General features: G+C 68.4%; 19 protein-coding genes and 1 riboswitch. Of the genes, 17 read left to right on the top strand and 2 right to left on the bottom strand.

Going from position 1 to position 21,725, the window contains the following annotated elements:
* The 13 genes from AC5Y4S_RS29710 to AC5Y4S_RS29650 form a co-directional block, all read left to right on the top strand.
* Positions 1-174, top strand: a 174-nt coding sequence (locus AC5Y4S_RS29710) for a WXG100 family type VII secretion target (protein ID WP_500036089.1), incomplete at its 5' end; no start/stop codon positions are given.
* 50 nt (positions 175-224) lie between these two features.
* On the top strand, positions 225-509 hold the full coding sequence (locus AC5Y4S_RS29705) for a WXG100 family type VII secretion target (RefSeq protein ID WP_067004763.1): 285 nt from the start codon (positions 225-227) through the stop codon (positions 507-509).
* Positions 510-599: 90 nt separating this feature from the next.
* Complete coding sequence (locus tag AC5Y4S_RS29700; RefSeq protein ID WP_067012971.1) at positions 600-1,502, top strand: ESX secretion-associated protein EspG; 903 nt, start codon at positions 600-602, stop codon at positions 1,500-1,502.
* A 269-nt stretch (positions 1,503-1,771) separates the two neighbouring features.
* Positions 1,772-3,289, top strand: a complete 1,518-nt coding sequence (gene eccD / locus AC5Y4S_RS29695) for a type VII secretion integral membrane protein EccD (RefSeq protein ID WP_500036088.1) — start codon at positions 1,772-1,774, stop codon at positions 3,287-3,289.
* Entirely contained in the window at positions 3,267-5,117 is a 1,851-nt protein-coding gene (locus tag AC5Y4S_RS29690; RefSeq protein WP_500036087.1) for a type VII secretion-associated serine protease mycosin, read from the top strand. Before eccD ends, AC5Y4S_RS29690 begins: the two co-directional genes overlap by 23 nt.
* Before the next feature lie 19 nt (positions 5,118-5,136).
* Entirely contained in the window at positions 5,137-6,342 is a 1,206-nt protein-coding gene (gene eccE, locus AC5Y4S_RS29685) for a type VII secretion protein EccE (RefSeq protein WP_500036086.1), read from the top strand.
* Positions 6,339-8,174: a type VII secretion AAA-ATPase EccA gene (gene eccA / locus AC5Y4S_RS29680; RefSeq protein ID WP_500036085.1), complete on the top strand. Its 1,836-nt coding sequence runs from the start codon at positions 6,339-6,341 to the stop codon at positions 8,172-8,174. The genes eccE and eccA overlap by 4 nt, the downstream gene beginning before the upstream one ends.
* A gap of 617 nt (positions 8,175-8,791) precedes the next feature.
* Positions 8,792-10,060, top strand: a complete 1,269-nt coding sequence (locus AC5Y4S_RS29675) for a PPE family protein (RefSeq protein WP_500036084.1) — start codon at positions 8,792-8,794, stop codon at positions 10,058-10,060.
* A gap of 71 nt (positions 10,061-10,131) precedes the next feature.
* A riboswitch (M-box (ykoK) riboswitch) is annotated at positions 10,132-10,307 on the top strand.
* A gap of 389 nt (positions 10,308-10,696) precedes the next feature.
* Positions 10,697-11,881 carry a PPE family protein gene (locus AC5Y4S_RS29670; protein WP_500036083.1) on the top strand — a complete coding sequence of 395 codons (1,185 nt, stop codon included), beginning with the start codon at positions 10,697-10,699 and terminating at the stop codon, positions 11,879-11,881.
* 961 nt (positions 11,882-12,842) lie between these two features.
* Positions 12,843-14,153, top strand: a complete 1,311-nt coding sequence (locus AC5Y4S_RS29665; RefSeq protein WP_500036082.1) for a PPE family protein — start codon at positions 12,843-12,845, stop codon at positions 14,151-14,153.
* Between the two features lie 71 nt (positions 14,154-14,224).
* On the top strand, positions 14,225-15,628 hold the full coding sequence (locus AC5Y4S_RS29660) for a PPE family protein (RefSeq protein WP_500036081.1): 1,404 nt from the start codon (positions 14,225-14,227) through the stop codon (positions 15,626-15,628).
* A gap of 27 nt (positions 15,629-15,655) precedes the next feature.
* Complete coding sequence (locus AC5Y4S_RS29655; protein ID WP_500036080.1) at positions 15,656-15,982, top strand: DUF732 domain-containing protein; 327 nt, start codon at positions 15,656-15,658, stop codon at positions 15,980-15,982.
* A 124-nt stretch (positions 15,983-16,106) separates the two neighbouring features.
* Complete coding sequence (locus AC5Y4S_RS29650; RefSeq protein ID WP_500036079.1) at positions 16,107-16,814, top strand: MgtC/SapB family protein; 708 nt, start codon at positions 16,107-16,109, stop codon at positions 16,812-16,814.
* A 15-nt stretch (positions 16,815-16,829) separates the two neighbouring features.
* Here AC5Y4S_RS29650 and AC5Y4S_RS29645 read toward each other — a convergent pair whose 3' ends face one another.
* Positions 16,830-18,029, bottom strand: a complete 1,200-nt coding sequence (locus AC5Y4S_RS29645; RefSeq protein WP_500036078.1) for an NAD(P)/FAD-dependent oxidoreductase — start codon at positions 18,027-18,029, stop codon at positions 16,830-16,832.
* 63 nt (positions 18,030-18,092) lie between these two features.
* Here AC5Y4S_RS29645 and AC5Y4S_RS29640 point away from each other — a divergent pair, with 63 nt between their 5' ends.
* Positions 18,093-19,025: a sterol desaturase family protein gene (locus AC5Y4S_RS29640; RefSeq protein ID WP_500036077.1), complete on the top strand. Its 933-nt coding sequence runs from the start codon at positions 18,093-18,095 to the stop codon at positions 19,023-19,025.
* A 98-nt stretch (positions 19,026-19,123) separates the two neighbouring features.
* On the top strand, positions 19,124-19,801 hold the full coding sequence (locus AC5Y4S_RS29635) for an Rv1815 family serine proteinase (RefSeq protein ID WP_068101232.1): 678 nt from the start codon (positions 19,124-19,126) through the stop codon (positions 19,799-19,801).
* Between the two features lies 1 nt (position 19,802).
* Here AC5Y4S_RS29635 and AC5Y4S_RS29630 read toward each other — a convergent pair whose 3' ends face one another.
* Positions 19,803-20,249, bottom strand: coding sequence for a nitroreductase family deazaflavin-dependent oxidoreductase (locus tag AC5Y4S_RS29630; protein WP_500036076.1), 447 nt, complete (start codon positions 20,247-20,249; stop codon positions 19,803-19,805).
* A 111-nt stretch (positions 20,250-20,360) separates the two neighbouring features.
* Between AC5Y4S_RS29630 and AC5Y4S_RS29625 the strand changes: the two genes are divergently transcribed.
* Both AC5Y4S_RS29625 and AC5Y4S_RS29620 read left to right on the top strand, forming a co-directional pair.
* Positions 20,361-21,044: a TetR/AcrR family transcriptional regulator gene (locus AC5Y4S_RS29625; RefSeq protein WP_197517954.1), complete on the top strand. Its 684-nt coding sequence runs from the start codon at positions 20,361-20,363 to the stop codon at positions 21,042-21,044.
* A gap of 114 nt (positions 21,045-21,158) precedes the next feature.
* Positions 21,159-21,659, top strand: coding sequence for a VOC family protein (locus tag AC5Y4S_RS29620; RefSeq protein ID WP_500036075.1), 501 nt, complete (start codon positions 21,159-21,161; stop codon positions 21,657-21,659).
* Positions 21,660-21,725: the final 66 nt, after the last annotated feature.

Raw genomic sequence — 21,725 nt, 5'->3', positions numbered from 1 at the left:
GGTGCCGGCTGGAGTGGCCAGGCCCAGGCGACCTCCTACGACACCATGGGTCAGATGAATCAGGCCTTCCGCAACATCGTGAACATGCTGCACGGTGTGCGCGACGGGCTGATCCGCGACGCGAACAACTACGAGCAGCAAGAGCAGGCCTCGCAGCAAATCCTCGGCAGCTAGCGCGAAAAGCGCAGCTTGCGTACCCTTTGAGACGTTAGGAGAACACCAACATGACAATCAATTACCAGTTTGGCGATGTGGATGCCCATGGTGCGACGATTCGCGCCCAGGCCGCGTCGTTGGAGGCCGAGCACCAGGCCATCGTTCGCGATGTGCTGGCTGCTGGTGACTTCTGGGGTGGCGCCGGTTCGGTGGCCTGCCAGGAGTTCATCACCCAGTTGGGTCGCAACTTCCAGGTGATCTACGAGCAGGCCAACGCTCACGGCCAGAAGGTGCAGACGGCGGGCAGCAACATGTCCAGCACGGACAGCGCCGTCGGCTCCAGCTGGGCCTAGCTCGCAACTTCAGGCGCGGCAGCACACCAGGTTTCGGTGTGCTGCCGCGTCCTGCGGTTTCCATAACTTCGACCACTTCTGAGGCTATCGATGGACCAACAGAGCACCCGCACCGACATCACCGTCAACGTCGACGGCTTCTGGATGCTTCAGGCGCTGCTCGACATCCGCCACGTCGCGCCGGAATTGCGCTGCCGCCCGTTCGTGTCCACCGACTCGAGCGACTGGCTCAACGAACACCCCGGAATGGCGGTGATGCGTGAGCAGGGCATCGTGGTCGGCGACGAGGTGCACGAACAAGTCGCGGCTCGAATGCGGGTTCTCGCCGCGCCCGACCTCGAGGTCGTGGCCCTGCTGTCGCGGGGGAAGCTGCTGTACGGAGTGGTCGACGACGAGAACCAGCCCCCCGGCTCGCGCGACATCCCCGACAACGAGTTCCGCGTGGTGCTGGCCCGCCGCGGCCAGCACTGGGTGTCGGCCGTTCGGGTGGGCAGCGACATCACCGTCGACGACGTCGCCGTCGCCGACAGCGCCTCGATCGCGTCGTTGGTGATCGACGGTCTGGAGTCGATCCACCACGCGGAGCCCGCCGCGATCAACGCGGTCAACGTGCCGCTGGAGGAGATGCTGGAGGCGACCAAGTCCTGGCAGGAATCCGGCTTCAACGTCTTTTCCGGTGGAGACCTGCGGCGGATGGGCATCAGCGCCGCGACGGTGGCCGCCCTGGGCCAGGCGCTGTCGGACCCCGCGGCCGAGGTCGCCGTCTACGCGCGCCAATACCGGGACGACGCCAAGGGCCCCAGCGCCTCGGTCCTGTCGCTGAAGGACGGCTCGGGTGGCCGCATCGCGCTGTATCAGCAAGCGCGTACGGCGGGTTCGGGGGAGGCCTGGTTGGCGATCTGCCCGGCGACCCCGCAACTGGTGCAGGTGGGCATCAAGACCGTGCTGGACACGCTGCCCTACGGCGAGTGGAAAACCCACAGCAGGGTGTGACATGGCCGCGAAACACAAACTTTACCAACGCTTTTGCCGACAACATGCGGTCGGGATGCGAAGACGGCATACTTCTCTAGAATCATCACAGCAAATCTTCAACGCAGTGTCACCACAACTCCTTAGCGCAAGGCGAGGCAGATGAAATCCGAAATGGTCAGGCTGTACCTCTCAGGGGGCCTTAGCGCCTCGGCGAGTGAGGCGTCCGGGGCGTTCGAGCGCCTGGCGACACGGGGTTACACATTCACAATGGCAGGGGGTGCAGGGCGATGACCGCAGTCGGCGTAGCTGATGCCCTACAGGCAGACATCGAGGGAATTGCACAGCCTCGGGCGGTAGTCGTCGGCGTCATGGCCGGCGAGGGTGTCCAGATCGGCGTCCTGCTGGACGCCAACGCCCCGGTCTCGGTGATGACCGACCCGCTGCTGAAGGTTGTCAACAGTCGGCTGCGGGAACTCGGCGAGACCCCGCTGGAGGCCACCGGCCGGGGCAGGTGGTCGCTGTGCCTCGTCGACGGCACGCCGTTGCGGGCCACGCAGTCGCTGACCGAGCAAGACATCTACGACGGCGACCGGCTCTGGATCCGGTTCCTGCCGGACACCGAGCACCGGTCGCAAGTCATCGAGCACATCTCCACCGCGGTCTCGGCAAACCTGAGCAAGCGGTTCGCCGCGATCGACCCCGTCGTCGCGGTCCAGGTGGGCGCCTCGATGGTCGCGATCGGCGTGACCGCGGCGTCGGGTCTGCTCGGCTGGTGGCGGTGGCACCACAACTCGTGGCTGCCCACGGTGTACTCGGCGATCATCGCCGCGATCGCATTGACGGTGGCCATCATGCTCGCGATGCGGGCGAAGACCGATTCGGACCGCCTGGTCGCCGACATCATGCTGCTGAGCGGCCTCGCGCCGCTCACGGTGGCCGCGGCCTCGGCCCCGCCCGGCGGCGTCGGCTCGCCGCAAGCGGTGCTGGGCTTCGGCGTGCTGGCGGTTGGCGCATCGCTCAACCTGCGCTTCACCGGCCGGCGGCTGGCCATCTACACCGCGATCGTGACCATCAGCGCCGTGGCGGCGATCGCCAGCCTGGCGCGCATGGTCGCGAACACCAGCGCGGTGACCAACTTCAGCTGTGTGGTGCTGGTCTGCGTGCTGGGCTACCAGTCCGCGCCCGCGCTGTCCCGGCGGTTGGCCGGCATCCGGCTGCCCGTCTTCCCGTCGGCCACCAGCCGGTGGGTGTTCGAGGCGCGACCGGACCTGCCCACCACCGTGACGCGTGCCGACGGTGGCGCCCCGGTCCTGGAGGGGCCGGCGTCCGTTCGGGACGTGGTGCTGCAGGCCGAGCGCGCCCGCTCGTTCCTCTCGGGCCTGCTGTTGGGGCTCGGCGTGCTGATGATCGTGTCGCTGACCGCCCTGTCGGACCCGCACACGTTCCAGCGCTGGCTGCCGCTGATCCTGGCGGGCTTCACCGCCGGCTTCCTGATGCTCCGCGGCCGCTCGTACGTGGACCGCTGGCAGGCGATCACCCTGGCCGCGACGTCGGTGCTCATCGTCACCGCGATCGTGGTGCGCTACGCGCTGGGGTTGCAGTCTCCGCTGGCGGTGTCGATCAGCGTGGCGATCCTGGTCCTGCTGCCGGCCGCGGGCATGACGGCCGCGGCGGTGGTGCCCAACACCATCTACAGCCCGCTGTTCCGCAAGTTCGTGGAATACATCGAGTACCTGTGCCTGATGCCGATCTTCCCGCTGGCATTGTGGCTGATGAATGTCTATGCGGCGATCCGTTATCGCTAGCAGCAAGGTGTGGCGCGGTCGCGCATCCCGCGCGACCGTCGCCGCACTCCTGCTGACTTCAGGTGCACTAGCCGGTCTGCCACCCGCCTACGCGATCTCGCCGCCGACGGTCGATCCCGGGGCGGTGCCGCCCGACGGCCCGCCCGGACCGCCGGCGCCGATGAAGCAGAACTCCTACTGCACCGAGGTCGGCGTGCTGCCCGGAACCGACTTCCGGCTGCAGCCCAAGTACATGGACATGCTGAACCTGCAGGAGGCCTGGCAGTTCGGCCGCGGCGCGGGTCAGAAGGTCGCCGTGATCGACACCGGTGTGACCCCGCACCCGCGGTTTCCGCACCTCATCCCGGGCGGCGACTACATCATGTCGGGCGACGGGCTGTCGGACTGCGACGCGCACGGCACCATCGTGGCGTCGATGATCGGTGCGGCCCCGGCCAGCGGTGCGGCGACGCCGCCGGCGGCACCGCGCAAGCCGGTCACGATTCCCACCACGGAGCCGCCCCCGAAAGCGCCACCGCCACAGACGGTGACCTTGTCGCCGTTGCCTCAGACCGTGACGATGGTCCCCGCGCCGCCCCCGTCGGAGTCACCTGCACCTGCGCCGGGGCCGTTCGGGGCGCCGCCGGCAGCGCCCGCGCCCGCGGGTCCGGCCGGGCCCCCGGCGGCGGGACCGCCCGCGCCCGGGCAGGCTCCGTCGGCGAACCACGGCGGCGGGACGGTCACGATACCCAGCTATTCCGGCGCCCGGCACGTGATCGGTGTCGACAACCCGGTCAACCCGCTCCCACTCGACCCGCCCAAGCCGCCGCCCCCACCGCCGGCGCCCCCGGCACCGGCGTCGGCGCCTGACGCGTACAGCGGGATCGCCCCGGACGTCGACATCATCGCGATCCGCCAGTCCAGCCAGGCGTTCGGCCTCAAGGACGCCTACACCGGCGACGAGGACCCGCAGACGCGGGCCAAGATCGACGACGTCGAGACCATGGCGCGGGCGATCGTGCACGCCGCCAACCTGGGCGCCACGGTCATCAACATCTCCGACGTGACCTGCATGAGCTCGCGCAACATCATCGATCAGCGTTCGTTGGGCGCCGCCGTGCGCTACGCGGCGGTCGACAAGAACGTCGTCATCGTGGCGGCGGCGGGCGACACCAGCAAGAAGGACTGCAAGCAGAACCCGGCCTTCGACCCCATGCAGCCCAAGGATCCCCGCGACTGGAGCGGGGTGGGCACCGTGGTGACGCCGTCCTGGTTCAGCGACTACGTCCTGACGGTGGGTGCGGTTGACAACGACGGCCGACCGCTCACCCAGGGCGGTCAGGGCCAGGGGACGACGAGCGTCGCGGGACCGTGGGTGGGAATCGCCGCACCGGGGACCGACGTCATCGGCCTCTCACCGCGCGACGACGGCTTGATCAACGCGATCGACGGCCCGGACAACTCGCTGCTGGTTCCGGCCGGCACCAGCTTCTCGACCGCGATCGTTTCCGGGGTGGCCGCCCTGGTCCGCGCCAAATACCCGCAGCTATCGGCGTATCAGGTCATCAACCGGCTGGAGCGCACCGCCCGGGCGCCGGCGCGCGGGGTGGACAACCAGGTCGGCTACGGTGTCATCGATCCGGTGGCGGCGTTGACGTGGGATGTACCGGAAGGTCCAGCAAAGCCGCCACAGCAACTGTCGGCACCGTTGACCATTCCTAAAGCGGCCCCGCACCGGGATATGGTGCCAGTATGGGTGGCAGCCGGAGGGTTGACCGCCGCATTACTGATCGGCGGCGCCGTGTTCGGTATAGCAGTGTTCATGAAGCGGACACGGAAGCAGCAATGAGGTCGGAGCAGCAATAGGTATGAAGGCTCAGCGAAGTTTCGGATTGTCTTTGTCGTGGCCGCGGGTCACCGCGGTGTTTGTCGTCGACATCCTGATCCTGTTGGTGGCCAGCCACTGCCCGGCCTCCTGGCAGGGCGAGCACCACATCGCGTTCTGGGTCGGAGTTGGCCTGGCGGCGGTGGTCACGCTGCTGTCCCTGGTCACCCACCACGGCCTCACGGTGACCTCGGGCCTGGCCACCTGGCTGTGGGACTGGTCCGCCGACCCTGGCACCGCGCTCACGGCGGGCTGCACGCCGGCGATCGACCACCAGCGCCGGTTCGGCCGCGACAAGGTCGGCGTACGCCAGTACGACGGCCATCTGGTGAGCGTGATTTCGGTGGACGGCGGGGAGGACGACGCGTCCGGCCGTCATCGGCACCGGAACACGGCGGCCATCCTGCCGGTGCACGCGGTCGCCGAGGGCCTGCGCCAGTTCGACATCCACCTCGACGGCATCGACATCGTCACGATGAAGGTGCGCCGCGGCGGCCCCGAATCCAGGGCGGCCGAGAAGTCCAAGCTGGACGACTGGGGACCCGAGGAGTGGGGCGTGGTGAGCGACCAGCCCACCTCCTATGTGCGCCGCACCTGGCTGGTGCTGCGGATGAACCCGCAGCGCAACGTCGCCGCCGTGGCCGCCCGCGACTCGCTCGCGTCGACCCTGGTGGCGGCCACCGAGCGGCTTGCCCAGGACCTCGACGGGCAAAACTGCGTGGCCCGGCCGCTGACCGCCGATGAGCTCGCCGAGGTCGACAGCGCGGTGCTGGCCGACCTCGAACCGACCTGGAGCCGCCCCGGCTGGCGGCACCTCAAGCACTTCAACGGGTTCGCCGCGAGCTTCTGGTTGACGCCGTCGGACATCACCACCGAGGCGCTGGAAGACCTGCTGCTGCCCGACGTCGGCGCCGCCGTCGTCACGATCCGTCTGAACACCAGCGCCGGCCGCCCGCAGCTGTCGGCCTGGGTGCGCTACCACAGCGAGCGCCGCCTGCCCAGGAGCGTGTGGTCGGGACTCAACCGGCTCACCGGCCGCCAATTGGCGGCGGTACGCGCCAGCCTGCCCGCCCCGGCGGCCCGCCCACTCTTAATCGTCCCCAGCCGTCCGTTGCTCGACGACGACGACCTGGTGCTGTCGGTCGGTCAGGAGCGGGAGAGCGCAGCGAGCGTGTCTGCGGCGCAATGACGCGCTCGCAATCCACCGCCGAGGACGCCCGTAATGCAATGGTCGCCGGGCTTTTGGCGTCCGGTATTTCGGTCAACGGGCTACAGCCCAGCCACAACCCGCAGGTGGCTGCGCAGATGTTCAACACGGCCACCACGCTCGACCCGAGCATGTGCGACGCCTGGCTGGCGCGGATGCTGGCCGGCGAGCAGAGCCTCGAGGTGCTCGCCGGTGCGTGGGCGGCGGTCCGGACGTTCGGTTGGGAGACGCGCCGCCTCGGGGTGACCGACCTACAGTTCCGGCCCGAGGTCTCCGACGGGCTGTTTCTGCGGCTGGCCGTCACCAGCGTGGAGTCGCTGGCGTGCGCATACGCGGCCGTGCTCGCCGAGGCGAAACGCTACGAGGAAGCCGCGAAGCTGCTCGACGGCGTCGAGCCCCGGCATCCGTTCGACGAGGAAGTCGTCAACTACGTGCGGGGTGTGCTGTACTTCCGCACCGGGCGCTGGCCCGACGTGCTCGTCCAATTTCCGGAAGGAAAGACCTGGCGGCACCCCGAGTTGAAGGCCGCGGGCGCCGCGATGGCGACCACCGCGCTGGCCTCGCTGGGCGTGTTCGAGGAGGCGTTCCGGCGCGGCCAGGACGCCGTCGAGGGCGACCGGGTGCCGGGGGCGGCCAACATCGCGCTGTACACACAGGGCATGTGCCTGCGCCACGTCGGCCGCGAGGAGGAGGCCGTCGAGCTGTTGCGCCGGGTGTACTCCCGCGACCCGAAGTTCGCCCCTGCCCGAGAAGCGTTGGACAATCCCAACTATCGGCTGGTGCTGACCGACCCGGAGACGATCGAGGCCCGCACCGACCCATGGGATCCGGACAGCGCGCCGACGCGCGCGCAGACGGAAGCCGCCCGCCACGCCCAGGAGGCCGCCAAGTATCTGGCCGAGGGGGACGCCGAGCTCAACGCGATGCTGGGCATGGAACGCGCGAAGCGGGAAATCAAGCTCATCAAGTCGACCACCAAGGTCAACTTGGCCCGGGAGAAGATGGGTCTCCCGGTTCCGGTGACCTCGCGCCACACCCTGCTCCTGGGGCCCCCCGGGACCGGCAAGACGTCGGTCGCGCGGGCCTTCACCAAGCAGCTCTGCGGGCTCACCGTGTTGCGCAAGCCGCTGGTGGTGGAGACCAGCCGCACCAAGTTGCTGGGGCGGTACATGGCCGACGCCGAGAAGAACACAGAGGAGATGCTCGAGGGGGCGTTGGGCGGAGCCGTCTTCTTCGACGAGATGCACACGCTGCACGAGAGCGGGTACCACCAGGGCGACCCCTACGGCAACGCGATCATCAACACGCTGCTGCTGTACATGGAGAACCATCGCGACGAGCTGGTGGTGTTCGGCGCGGGTTACGCCAAGGCGATGGACAAGATGCTCGAGGTGAATCAGGGTCTGCGGCGGCGCTTTTCGACCGTGATCGAGTTCTTCAGCTACACCCCGGACGAGCTCGTTGCGCTGACCAAGCTGATGGGCCGGGAGAACGAGGACGTCATCACCGACGAGGCCGCCGACGCGCTGCTGCCGTCGTACACCAAGTTCTACCTCGACGAGAGCTACTCCGAAGACGGCGATCTGATTCGGGGTATCGATACGCTCGGCAACGCCGGCTTCGTGCGCAACGTGGTGGAAAAGGCGCGCGACCACCGGAGTTTCCGGCTCGATGACGAAGACCTCGATGCCGTCCTGTCGAGCGATCTCAGCGAGTTCAGCGAGGCGCAGCTGCTCCGGTTCAAGGAGTTGACCGCCGAGGATCTCCTCGAAGGCATTCGCACGGCCGTGGCCGAGAAGAAGCCGTCGTCCTAACCCGCTCGGGCAGTTCCGACTGGCAAACGGCCGCAATTGCTTTCGGTGGCGCCCGCGCAGATTTCGATTCCCGCGGCGGTCCGGGACCGCCGTCGGGTTCTATGAGCTTTCTATTAATTTCCAGTGGATGAGCGGTTCGCATTGCCGGGCGTCGGCACCGGTGCCACCATGATCCTCAATGCTCATCGCCGAGCACAGTTTCCCCGCGGAAATGGGCCTTAAGAAGGGGATTTAGGTCATTCGTCGCAAGACGCCTAGAAACAGGCGGCTTTTGCCCCACGCATGGTTTCGCCGGGGGTCTCGTCCCGATTCGGGCAACCATGGCGCACTTCCGTGAGCGCCCTGGCCACGACGGGAGGTGGGCGTACTGGCCGAATTGACCTTTAACGCATGAGAACAACGACCGTTTCTTTCCGATCCGGTCGTGGCGCGCTGGCCGCCGTTTGAATCGGCAACACCCGACATAGCACGGCGGCCGCCTGCCCGCAGCCGGGTCGGACTATCCGCTCTCAAAGGAGAAGTCCGATGTATTTCTTTGTAACACAACGGAAATCACTACGCAACGCAGCCATGCAGGCCACCGAGACCGTGACGGCCGGTTAAGGGGGGTGGCGGCAATGGATTTCGGAGCACTACCACCAGAAGTCAACTCCGCCCGGATGTATGCCGGACCGGGCTCGGCGCCGATGATGGCGGCCGCGACGGCCTGGGCCGCGCTCGGTGCGGAGCTCGGTTCGACCGCGGCCTCGTACGACTCGGTCATCACCGGGCTGACGAGCGAGTCGTGGATGGGGCCGGCCTCCGCCTCGATGGGCGCCGCCGCGGCGCCGTATGTCCAGTGGATGACCAGCACCGGGGCGCTCGCCCAGCAGGCGTCCGCCCAGGCATCGGCCGCGGCGGCGGCCTACGAGGCGGCGTTTGCCATGACGGTGCCCCCGGCCGAGGTCGCGGCCAACCGGGCCCTGCTCGCGGCGCTGGTTGCGACCAACTTCCTCGGGCAGAACACCCCCGCGATCGCGGCCACCGAGGCCCAGTACGGCGAGATGTGGGCCCAGGACGCGGCGGCGATGTACGGCTACGCCGGGAGCTCGGCGGCGGCCTCGACGCTGACGCCGTTCGACCCACCGGTCCAGACCACCAATCCGGCCGGGTCGGCCGCCCAGGCCTCGGCCGTCACGCAGGCCACGGGCACAGCGGCGGGCACCGGCAGCCAGACGGTGGACCAACTGATGTCCGCGATACCGACTGCGCTGCAAGGGTTCTCGTCACCGCTGTCGACGGTCGCGAACCCCGCTGCGGCCATCCCGGGCCAGGGGCTGCTCGACGGCATCCTGAATTTCCTGGATGGGGCGGACGGCAACGCGATCGGGACCTTCTTGAACTCGTCGTTCGTCAACGGATTCGTCTCCGCCGGCTACGTGAGCCCCGCCATCATCGAACCGGCGGTCACGGCCGGGATGTCGGACATCAACGCGCTGGCGGTCTCCGCGACGCCCGGGGCCACCGCGCTGCCACCGATGGGCGCCGGCGCCGGGAACCCGGGATGGTTGCCGCTGTTGACGCCCGGGGCCGCCCCGGCAGGCATAGCGGGCGACCTGAGCGGAGCGATTTCGGGCGGCACGAATCAGGCGGCGCTGGTCGGTCGGTTGTCCGTGCCGCAGGCCTGGACGGTGGCCGCCCAGGTGGAGAACCACGCCGGGGCGACGTTCGCCGGGGGTGGCTGGACCAACGCCGTCGGCCCGGGCGCCGGCGCGCCGCAGGCCGGCCCGGGGCCCATTCCCGGAATGCCGGGCATGCCCGCCGCCACGGCCGGAGGTGGCTACGGCCACGGCCCCCGCTACGGCTTCCGCGTGACCGTGATGCCGCGTCCCCCGGCCGCCGGGTGACAACGGGCTTGTTGCGAGCGTGTGGCAGTTGGTTTGACTGATCTACCGTCCGGGTGCCACGATGGCCTGTGCAAGCACCTCGCTAGGTGAGGCGTCTGCACGGATACAGGCCACTGACCTCGAACGTCGAAAGACGCCCAGGGTCAGGACAGCTCTTCCCGGCTTAAGGGTTGAGCCCAAGTGGCTTCCGGCTCAGGTGAATCGGATACGCCGTGTGGTGCCAAAGCTCTGACGAGAGGGGTGCGGTCTCCGGGAGTTTCAGCCCGGGCCCTTCTCCCCGGTGTGCGAGATAACGGCATCCCCGTGTGCCCAGGCTGTGAGGAGGTGAGAGCGAAATGAGTCTCGACGATAGTCCGTATTCCAAATCGACCATTTCGGTTCGATCCGGCCCCGGCCCCTTTCTGACCGTCTGAACGGCTAACCCCGACAGGCCTCCTAGAGGCGCGTCCGCCTAGCGGAACGCGTCCGTGAATTGCGCTGAAACCAGCCATAATTGCCGGCCGGCACGGGTCACCCTCTTTCCGCGAGGAGTAGTCCGATGTCGCTTGTCTTCGCACCTCCGGCGGACTTCGCCGTAGCCACAACACAATTCAGCAACCACGCCACCCGCGCGGCCCGTAGGGGAAGGGGCCAACGATGACCGCTGCACTCGATTTCGCACTGCTCCCACCGGAAGTCAACTCCGGCAAGATGTACTCTGGGCCGGGCTCGGGCCCGATGCTCGCCGCCGCGTCGGCTTGGCATGGGCTCGCCGCCGAATTGCGCTCCACCGCAATGTCTTACGGCGCGGTGCTGACCGCGCTGACCGGTGAAGAATGGCACGGCCCGGCGTCGGTGGCGATGGCCGCCGCCGCCGCGCCGTATGCGGCCTGGCTGGGCACGACGGCCGAGCAGGCCGAGCAGACCGCCGCACAGGCCGAGGCCGCGTTCGCCGAGACCGTGCCGCCGCCCGTCATCGCGGCCAACCGCGCCCAGCTGATGGCGCTGATCGCCACCAACATCCTCGGTCAGAACACCCCGGCGATCGCGGCGACGGAGGCCCAGTACGCCGAAATGTGGGCCCAAGACGCGGCCGCGATGTACGGCTACGCCGCCTCGTCGGCGGTCGCCGCCCAGCTCAGCCAGTTCAGCGAGCCGCAGCAGACCACCAGCCCCGGTGGGCCGGACGCGCAGTCGGCCGCGGTGGCCCAGGCCATCGCCACTCCGGCCGGGGCTCAACAGGGCACGCTGGCACAGCTGATGTCCGCGCTGCCCTCCGCGCTGCAGGGGCTGGCGTCGCCGGCGTCGTCGCAGACGCCGGCGTCGGAGATCGTCGGGCTGTTGACCGGATCCGGGTCGGGATCCGCCACGCTGGACGGCCTTTGGGCACAGTGGGGACCCAACGCCAACATCTGGAACACCGCCTTCTCGTCCGGGTTCTACATGCCCAGCAACACGCTGGCCCCATTCCTGGGCCTGCTGGGCCAGGGGGCCGCCGCAGGCGACGCGGCGGACGCGGCGGGCCAAGCGGTCGGCGACGCGATCGGTGAGGCGGCGGCGGGTCCTGCCGTCGAGGGCGTCGGCAATGCCGTCGCGGCCGGCGTCGGCCACGCGCCGATGATCGGTGCGATGTCGGTGCCGCCGAGCTGGACCGCGCCCGCGCCACTGGCCGGCCCGCTGGCCTCGTCGCTCGGCGGGACGCCCATGGTGGCACCCCCGGCCATGGCGGCCGGCATGCCCGGGATGCCGATCGGGGCCGCGGGTGCGCAACCCTACGGGCGCGCCGTGCCGCAATACGGCTTCCGTCCCACCTTCGTCGCGCGACCCCCGGCGGCCGGCTAGCGCTCACCTCACAACGGTTACTCGCGCGGATTGAGCGTTCCGCAACCTCGCGATCATGCCTACTAGGCGCGTGTCCGGGGCAATGAGCACCGCAAATCGGCCGCATCCGGCTCACAGCAAACTTCCAGCAGCAAATCAGCGTTCCACCAGCGGCGAATGCGTACGCTAGGTGAAATTCAGGGGAGCACCAGATGACGAAGAACTATCCATTTGGCGAAGGAGTCGCTGAGGATGCCAGGGCCGAGGCGAACGGGCGCGGGCAAAGGATGCGGACGGCCCAGAGCAACCTGGCGAACGCCGACGGCGCCGTCGGCCCGACCTGCGATTAATTGAATTTCACAAGAATCACGGTGAGCGCTCGAGCCAACCCCCGCGATAAGCGCTGGCGAACTCGAGAACTATCGGCATTAAGAGAGTTTATGCGTGTCGAATATGTTAATTGCTTGACCGTGTGCAATAACGGTGGACGCGGGCGCCTTAATTTATTGGGCCCGGTTAGCAACGGTTAACGACCGGCACTCGCCGGTCGGCCAGTCTTTTGCGCCAAAGGCACGGCGAGCTTAAGTCCCATTTCTGGCCGGTTGCTGGGAATCGGCTACGGATAACCTGGACAACGTCTTTTGCGGCGGCATGTGTTAGCTGACCAGCAGCATTCTCACAGGCATATTCGAGCGGTGACACTTGTCGTTTACTTTACTATTACATCCCTGGAACGCGCCACGAATACGTTCCAATCACGATGATCGCTACATTAGGCAGCGCCGCCTGAACGCGGGGCGGACCGCCGCCGCTGACACATCTTGATTAGGAGTGTGGAACCCTGTCGTCCTCATACACGTCCAATCAATGCGTGAATTCGGCAGCGGATTCCATGGATTCCATTAGAGCTGCCGCGCGGTTGCGGACGGGCCGGAAAGCCGCGCCTACCATGGCGGCCACTCAAGGGGAGCGGAGTAAGTAGATGTTGGATTTCGGGGCGCTACCACCGGAGATCAACTCGGGGCGGATGTATGTCGGCGCGGGGTCGGGGCCCATGCTGGCGGCCTCGGCCGCCTGGGATGAGTTGGCGACGGAACTGCAGTCGACCGCCGCCTCGTACGGCGCGACGATCGAGAGCCTCGCCACCGGGCCGTGGACGGGGCCTTCCTCGATCGCCATGGCGGCCGCGGCGGCTCCCTATGTGGCGTGGATGAGCGCGACCGGCGCGCAGGCAGAGGAGGCCGCCAGCCAGGCCAAGATCGCCGCCGGCGCCTACGAAACCGCCTTCGCAGCCACGGTGCCGCCACCGGTGATCGCCGCCAATCGTGCCCTGCTGATGGCGCTGATCGCCACCAACTTCCTGGGCCAGAACACCCCGGCAATCGCGGCCACCGAAGCCCAATATGCCGAGATGTGGGCCCAGGACGCCGCCGCCATGTACGCCTACGCCGCCTCGTCGGCGACGGCATCAACGCTGACGCCGTTTACCGAGCCGCCGCAGACCACCAGCGAAGCCGCACCGGCCGCGCAAGCGGCCGCGGTCTCTCAATCCACCAGCACGCCAGCGGCGTCAATTGGCACACAGCTGTCCCAATTCATCAGCTATGTGCCGACTTTCCTACAAAACCTGGCGACGACCGTCACATCGCCCACGGCGCCAACGGCGACGACGGGAAACCTGCTGTCGGGACTGAACCTGCCGCAGCTGGCAACCCTGCCGACGCTGCCGACGGGCCTATCGGGCGACCTCACCGCCTGGAACAACATCATGAGCACCATCGCCTCCGGGCCCTACTCCCTGCAAGGCTTGGCCTCCATACCCGGCGGTCCATTCCTATCCTTCGGGCAGGCGTACGCGTGGGGCCAGAACGGACAGAGTGCCGCCGCTTACCTTGCAGGTCCCAAGGCCATCACCGGGGCGCTGGCGCCGCTGACCCAGGGGGCCAGCGCCGTGAAGCCGATGCTCAGCTCGGCCGTCGGGGGCTCGATGGGCAAGGCCGCTCTGGTCGGGGGGATGTCGGTGCCTCAGGGCTGGACCGAGGCCGCGCCGGCGATCAAGACACTGGCGTCGGTTTTGCCGACGAACCTCGCTGCCGCGCCGGCGGCCTCGCTCACGGGCGAGGAGGGGGTCTTCGGCCAGATGGCGCTGTCGAGCCTGGCCGGTCGCGCCGTCGGGGCCGCCGCATTCCAGTCCGGGGGCAGCGGTAGTGCGGCGCTCGGCTCACTGGGCGGTGTCATCGAGGCCGACCCTGCCGCCGCCACCATCATCGTCATTCCGGTGGTAGAGGAGTGACGGCAGTGACCGAAATCAACGCAGCAGCACCGTCCACCCGGGCGCAGACGAGCAGGCAAGGGGTATAGACGATGTTTTACGGAGCTTTTCCGCCTGAGTTCAACTCGGGCCGGATGTACGCCGGGCCCGGAGCGGGGTCGCTGCGGGCGGCCGCCGCGGCCTGGGATGGGCTGGCGAGCGAATTGCAGTCCACGGTGTCCTCGTATTCCTCGGTGGTCGACAGCCTGACCAGCGGATCGTGGGTGGGTCCGTCATCGGTCAACATGGCGGCCGCGGTTACGCCGTACCTGGCCTGGATGCAGGGCACCGCGGCGCAGGCCGCCGAAGCGGCGATGCAGGCCACCGCTGCCGCAACCGCCTACGAGACAGCCTTCGCCGCGCACGTGCCGCCGGCGGAGATCGCTGCCAACCGCAGCCAACTGGCGTCGCTCGTGGCAACCAACGTCTTCGGGCAGAACACCCCGGCGATCGCCGCCACCGAAATCCAGTACGCCGAGATGTGGGCGCAAGACGCCGTGGCGATGGACAACTACCTCGTTTCGTCGGCGACCGCCGCCAACGTGACGCCGTTCAACGAGCCGCCGCAGACGACCAACACCGCGGGCACGGCGACCCAAGCGGCCGCGGTGACCCAGGCCGCCGCCACCCCGGCGGGGACCGTAGGGAACCTTTTGTCGGCAGCGGCTAACCCGCTCACCAGCACCAACCCTATCCTGCAGGGGCTGTCGAACCTGGCCACCGACTACACGGACACTATGAACGGGCTGTTGAACTCGTTGTTCGGATCCGGCACGGGCACCCTCTACGGCAACCTCTACAACGCCATCAAGGTCCCGCTCGGCTTTACCACGGGATTCAACGACATCGGGCTGCTGATCAACTTCCCCGTGTCGCAGTTTTTGAAGTTCGCACCGCCCGTGGGATACGGAGCGCTCCCGAAGGACGCCCTGGGGGCGGGGCTGGGGGCGCTGGGCTTCGGCCGCGGCACCCTGTTTAACGCGGTGTCGGCGGGCATGGGCAACGCCGGCACGCTGGTCGGCAAGCTGTCGGTCCCACCGAGCTGGGCCACGGCCACCCCGGCCGTCCGGACGGTCGCGGCGGCGCTGTCGGCAGCCGGGCCCGACGCGGTCCCGGCCGCCGCGCTAGGCGAGGGCGGACTGCTCAGTTCGATGTCGGTGGCCGGGATGCTGGGCAGCGCGTTCGGCGCGGGGGCCCCCAGCGCGCTGAGCGGGACCGGCGTGCGTGGCCGGATCAAACCGCTCAAGGACCTCAAAGACGCCCATTCGCCGGAAAACCTCAAGCGGTTGGTCGCGCAGATATCCGAAAAACCCGAAAGTGTGCAGCACCACAACGTCGACCAAGAAGGCCTCGACGCGCTGCTCGAGCAGCTTGCCAAGAAGCCCGGCATTCACGCCGTGCATCTCAGGAAGGGCGACCGGCCCCAGGTCGTACCGTCCGATGCGCAGTCCGGTTAGGGCGCAACCGAATTGGGAGAGTGACGAATGAAAAGACTGCTAACGCTCGCCGGCGCCGCGACCATGATGATCGGCCTCGCCGTGCCCGCGCACGCCGACCCGCCGCCGCCACCCCAAGGCGACGACGCGGGCTTCCTCGCCGCGCTGCACCAGGTCGGCATCAGCTACGCCAGCCCGGATGCCGCCGTCGCGTCCGGCAAAGCCGTGTGCACGTGCCTGAACAACGGCGAATCGGGCCTCGAGCTGGTCCACGACGTGAAGACCCACAACCCCGGCATGGACATGGAGAACGCGTCCAACTTCGCGATGATCGCCGCGAAATTCTATTGCCCACACCAGCTTTCCAAGGCCTAGCACCAAGTTGCCCGCCGGTGTCCGCGGCGTGACCACGAGGCGACCCGATCGGGTGCGGTCCACCTGCCGTTCACCTAGGCGTGCTTAGCTGCCGCCGACCGCTGGGGGAAGGAGGTGGGGTGTCATGCCGACGTTGAGCGTCGCCGAATTCGCCCTCCGACTCGGCGTGGGCGTGGGCTGCGGCGCCTTGATCGGGCTGGAGCGGCAGTGGCGGGCCCGCATGGCCGGGTTGCGCACTAACGCGCTGGTCGCCGGCGGAGCGACCCTGTTCGTGCTCTATGCCGTCGTCACCGAGGACAGCAGCCCCACCCGCGTCGCGTCCTACGTGGTGTCCGGGATCGGGTTCCTCGGCGGAGGCGTGATCCTGCGCGACGGGTTCAACGTCCGCGGCCTCAACACCGCCGCGACGCTGTGGTGCTCGGCGGCGGTGGGCGTGCTGGCCGCGTCGGGTCACCTGGTGTTCGCCGCGATCGCCACCGCGACCGTCGTCGCCATCCACCTGTTCGGGCGCCCGCTCGGACGGCTGATCGACCGCGACGACGTCGTCGAAGAAGACGAGGGCGTGCAGCCCTACCTCGTCCAAGTCGTATGCCGCCCGAAATCGGAGAAGTACGCCCGCACCGAGATCGTGCAGCACGCCAGCGGCAACGACATCACGTTGCGCGGCATCCACACCGGGCATGCTGCCGACGACGAGATCACCCTGACTGCGCACCTGCTGATGGACGGCCACACACCGGCCAAGCTCGAGCGGCTGGTGGCCGAGCTCTCGCTGCAGCCGGGGGTCCGGGCGGTGCAGTGGTACGCCGGGGAGAAGGCGCAGGCGGACTGAGCCGACCGGGAGCGGTCAGGGGCGGGATTGCAGCTCCGGCGCGGCGGCGGCCAGCAGGTCGGCGCGGCTGCGGGTCAGCGGGGGATAGATGCGCCGGGTGTTGATGGTCTGCTTCGTCGCCTTGGCCTGGGGCCCAGTCGACGCCACGGCGCGATCCCATCCCTCGGTGTAGACCGCTCCGGCGGGTCCGAGGTCGAGAACCGTGACATACCAAGGGATTCGAAGGGCCAGCATCGGCTGATCGAACAGGTCGCTGATGACGTTGTAGCCGGCGTAGCGGCCCATCGGGCGCCCATGCTGGCAGGACATCACCGACAGGTGCTCGTCGTCCATCCGGGCGGCGGCCACGTCGCCGGCGGCGAAAACCCCGGGCACGCCGGCGATCCGCAGGTAGTCGTCGACGCGTACCCGGCCGAACCGGTCGAGGGGCACCCCGAATTGCTCGGTCAGCGAACTCGCCCGCATGCCCGCGCACCACACCACGGTGGCAGCCGGCAGCCGCTCACCCGAGGACAGCGTCACCTCCCGCTCGGCCACCTCGACGACGCCTGCGCCCGTTCTGATCTCGATGCCGTTGTCCGACAGGGCCCGTTCGATCACCGGACGCGCCGACGCCCCCATGTCGGAGCCCACCGCCTGGTTGCGATCGACCAGAACCACCCGGGAGACGACGCCTCGCCGAGAGAACAAGGCGCGCAGCCGCATTGGCATCTCGCTGGCCGCCTCGATGCCGGTCAGTCCGGCACCGACCACGACGACGGTGGCCGCCGCCGGCGTCGGCGGCTCGTCGGCAAGCTCGCGCAGGTGCCGCTGCAGCGCAAGGGCGCCGTCGTAGGTGTCCACGTCGAAACCGAACTCCCGCAGCCCCGGGATGTCCGGCTTCACCACGTGACTGCCCGACGCCAGCACCAGTCGGTCGTAGCCGTAGCTGGCGCCGGTCGACGTGGTGATCGTGCGGGCGCCGGGGTCGATGGCGGTCACCTCGGCGGCGACGTAGGCGACGCCCACGGGGTCGAGCAGGTCGGCCAGCGGGATGCGGCAGGGCGTCAGGTCGGCTTCGTAGTTGCGCACCCGGATGTCGTGGAAAGGCTTGGCGCTCAGCACGGTGACATCGACGGAGCCGGCCGGCAGGGCCAGCTCGTCCAGCCGCCGCGCGGCGCCGAGCGCCGCCCACAGCCCGGCGAACCCGGCGCCGACTACCACCACTGCGGTCAAGTGCTCACACCCTCATTGGTACGGGCCGTTACCGGCGTTGGCCGATGGTCGTAATCTATCCGTGTGCACTCTGTCACCGGGCTCTGGTCCGCGCTGCCCCCGCAGCTGCGGGACCCGGTGCTGTTCGCCATCCCGTTCTTCCTGCTGCTGTTGACGATCGAATGGACCGCGGCCCGCAAGCTGCAACACACCGAGGCGGAAGCGCGGCCGGGATCCGGCGCCTACCTCACCCGCGATTCCTGGGCGAGCATCTCGATGGGCCTGGTCTCGATAGCCACCAGCGCCGGCTGGAAGGCGCTGGCCCTGCTGGGTTACACCGCGATCTATGCGTACCTGGCGCCGTGGCACCTGTCGCCGGCCAAGTGGTACACCTGGGTCGTCGCGCTCGTCGGCGTCGACCTGCTGTACTACGGGTACCACCGGATGGCCCACCGGGTCCGGCTGGTCTGGGCGACGCACCAGGCCCACCACTCGAGCCAGTACTACAACCTCGCCACGGCGGTGCGCCAGAAGTGGAACAACAGCGGCGAGGTCTTGATGTGGGTTCCGTTGCCGCTCTTGGGACTTCCGCCCTGGATGGTGTACTTCAGCTGGTCGCTGAACCTGATCTACCAGTTCTGGATCCACACCGAGCGCATCGACAAGCTGCCGCGCCCGTTCGAATTCGTCTTCAACACCCCGTCGCACCATCGGGTGCACCACGGGATGGACCAGCTTTATCTGGACAAGAACTACGGCGGCATCCTCATCCTCTGGGACCGGATCTTCGGCAGCTTCCAGCCCGAACTGTTCCGCCCCCACTACGGGCTCACCAAGCAGGTCGACACCTTCAACATCTGGAAGCTGCAAACCCGCGAATACGTGGCCATCGCCCGCGACTGGCGATCGGCAAAGCGCCTGCGTGACCGGCTGGGCTACGTCTTCGGGCCGCCGGGGTGGGCGCCGCGCGCGGCGGGGCTGGCCGCCGACGCCGTGCCGCTGGTCACGCCGGGGTAACGCCGGCGCCCTCAAGTGCGAAAAGATGAGCGAGGGGTGAGATCAAGCCGTAACGTCACCCTTCGGGTCGGCATTTCACGGAGGGATCGGAGCTCAACATGCGCCGCCTGGCACTGCACGCATTCGCCGCCTCGGCTTCCGTCGTGGCAGTCGCATCGTGGCTGCCGCCCCTGCCCGCCAAAGCGGACCCTCCAGTCGTCTTTCCCGGGATGGAAATCCACCAGGACAATCGCCTGTGCACCTTGGCCTACGTCGACCCTGCCCTGAAGATCGCGTTCACCGCAGGGCATTGCCGCGGCAGCGGCGTCGTCTACGACCGCGAACACAACGTCATCGGGCGTCAGGCCACGTTCCGCGACAACACGCCCAGCGGCACCACCGTGGCCACCGATCAGACGATCAACGACTACGAGGCGATCGTGCTGGACAGCGGCGTCACGGCCAACAACGTCCTGCCCGGCGGGCGGCCGCTGGAATCCAACCCATCCCTGGCGCTTCAGCCGGGTCAGGCCGTGTGCCACTTCGGCGTGGTCACGGGTGAGACCTGCGGGACCGTCGAGAGCGTCAACAACGGATGGTTCACCATGTCGCACGGTGTCCAGAGCCAGCGGGGCGATTCCGGGGGGCCGGTGTACCTGGCACCCGCCGGCGGCCCGGGGGAGATCGTGGGGATCTTCAACAGCGTCTGGGGCGATCTGCCCGCGGCGGTGTCGTGGCGGGCCACCTCGGACCAGGTCCGTCAGGATCTCGGGGCGACGCCGCCCAACCCCCGATAAGTCAGCCGGCGGGCTCGAGCACGAACACCGGAATCGAGGGCGCCCCGGCGAGCAGCTGCTCGTCGGTGGAATCCGGCGTCAACCCGCCGACGTAGTCCTTGACTTGCCAGTACCAGCGGCCCAGATAGCGCCTCAGGACTTCGGGCTTGGCCGCATCGCCCACCTCGCTCACTCGAGCGCGCCGCCGGCGCCAGCGCGGACCCACCTCGACGACGCCCGCCGCCCGGACGTTGCGGGCCCACTGCGTGTTGCCGCGTGGTGAGACCAGGTAGTCGACGCCGTCGACCGTGAGCAGGTTGATCACCACCGCGCGCGGTTTTCCACTCTTTCGGCCCCGGACGTGCAGGGCACGAGTCCCGGCGATGCTGATCCCCAGCTCGGCGAGCCAGCGGATCACCGCGTTGGCGGCGCGGGCCACCCGATTCGGTTCTTCGTAGCGCGTGGCCATGGTGCGTCCTCTCTAACGAAATCCGAGAGCGGTGCTCTCTGTGCCGCACACGCTGCCACAGCTGCCGCCAAAAAGCAAGAGCGGTGTTCTCGGTTGTGTCAGACTGGCCGCGTGGGCAAACGCCAGGAATCGCGGGAGCAGATCGAGGCGCGAATCATCGAACTCGGCCGCCGCCAACTGGTGGAGGGGGGCGCCGCCGGGCTGTCGGTGCGTGCCATCGCCCGCGACCTGGGCATGGTCTCCTCGGCGGTGTATCGATACGTGTCCAGCCGCGACGAGCTGCTGACGCTGCTGGTGGTGGACGCCTATACGGACCTGGCAGACACCGTGGACCGGGCCCGGGAGACCGCGGGCGAGGCGTGGAGCGACGACGTCATCGCCATCGCACGGGCGGCGCGGGAGTGGGCCGTGGCAGATCCCGCCCGCTGGGCCCTGCTGTACGGCAGCCCCGTACCCGGGTATCACGCGCCCGCCGAGCGCACCGTCCCGGCCGGCACCCGCGTGGTGGGCGCCCTCTTCGACGCCGTGGCGGCCGGCATCGCGACCGGAGACATCCGTTTGACGAATGATCTTGCACCGCAACCGATGTCGTCGGACTTCGGACGCATTCGCGACGAATTCGGATTTCCGGGAGACGACCTGGTGATCGCCAAGTGCTTCCTGCTGTGGGCGGGCGTCCTGGGCGCCATCAGTTTGGAGGTGTTCGGGCAATACGGCACCGACACCCTGACCGACCCGGCGGCGGTGTTCGACACTCAGATGCGGCTGCTGGTGGACGTGCTGACCCAGCACTGAGCCGCCGAATTAGAACGTGTTCATCGCGCTGCCGGGTGGCCGACGCAGCCGCGCGCGGCAAAGTCCTACCGCGCCCTTTCTGGCGGCCGACCGGCTGGGCTATCCTGCGAGACGATGACCCTTCCCACCCAATCGCCGACGCAGATCGCCTGGGTCACCCCCGACCTGGATGCCACAGAAACCGCCCTCACCGGCCTGTTAGGCGTTCGGAAGTGGGTGCGCATACCCGAGGTGCACTTTGCCCCGGACAGCTGCAGCTACCTCGGCCGCCCCGCCGATTTCGTCGCCAGCATCTCGCTGAGCTATCTCGGGGACATGCAGCTGGAGCTGATCTCACCGGTCCGCGGGGAGAACATCTATAGTGACTTTCTGCGCGAATCTCCGCCCGGCCTGCACCACATCTGCACCGAAGCGCCGAGCCCCGAGGAATTCGACGCCTTCCTGGCGGAGGCCGCGGCAAAGGGGGCGCCGGTCGTGCAGCAGGGCATGATGCCCGGCGGCATCAAGTTCGCCTACGTGTCGGCGCCGCAGGCGGGGGTGCCGTATCTGGAAATCGCCTACGTCTCACCCGAGATGAGGGCGTTCTACGACTACATCAAACGGGAGCAGCAGTGAGGCGCGCCGACGACGATGCGGAACGCAGTGACGAAGAGGAGTGGCGCCAATGAGCCGCGCCGACGA

The sequence above is a fragment of the Mycobacterium sp. NGS64 genome, from assembly GCF_059812245.1.
This window is presented reverse-complemented; position numbering and strand designations above follow the sequence as displayed.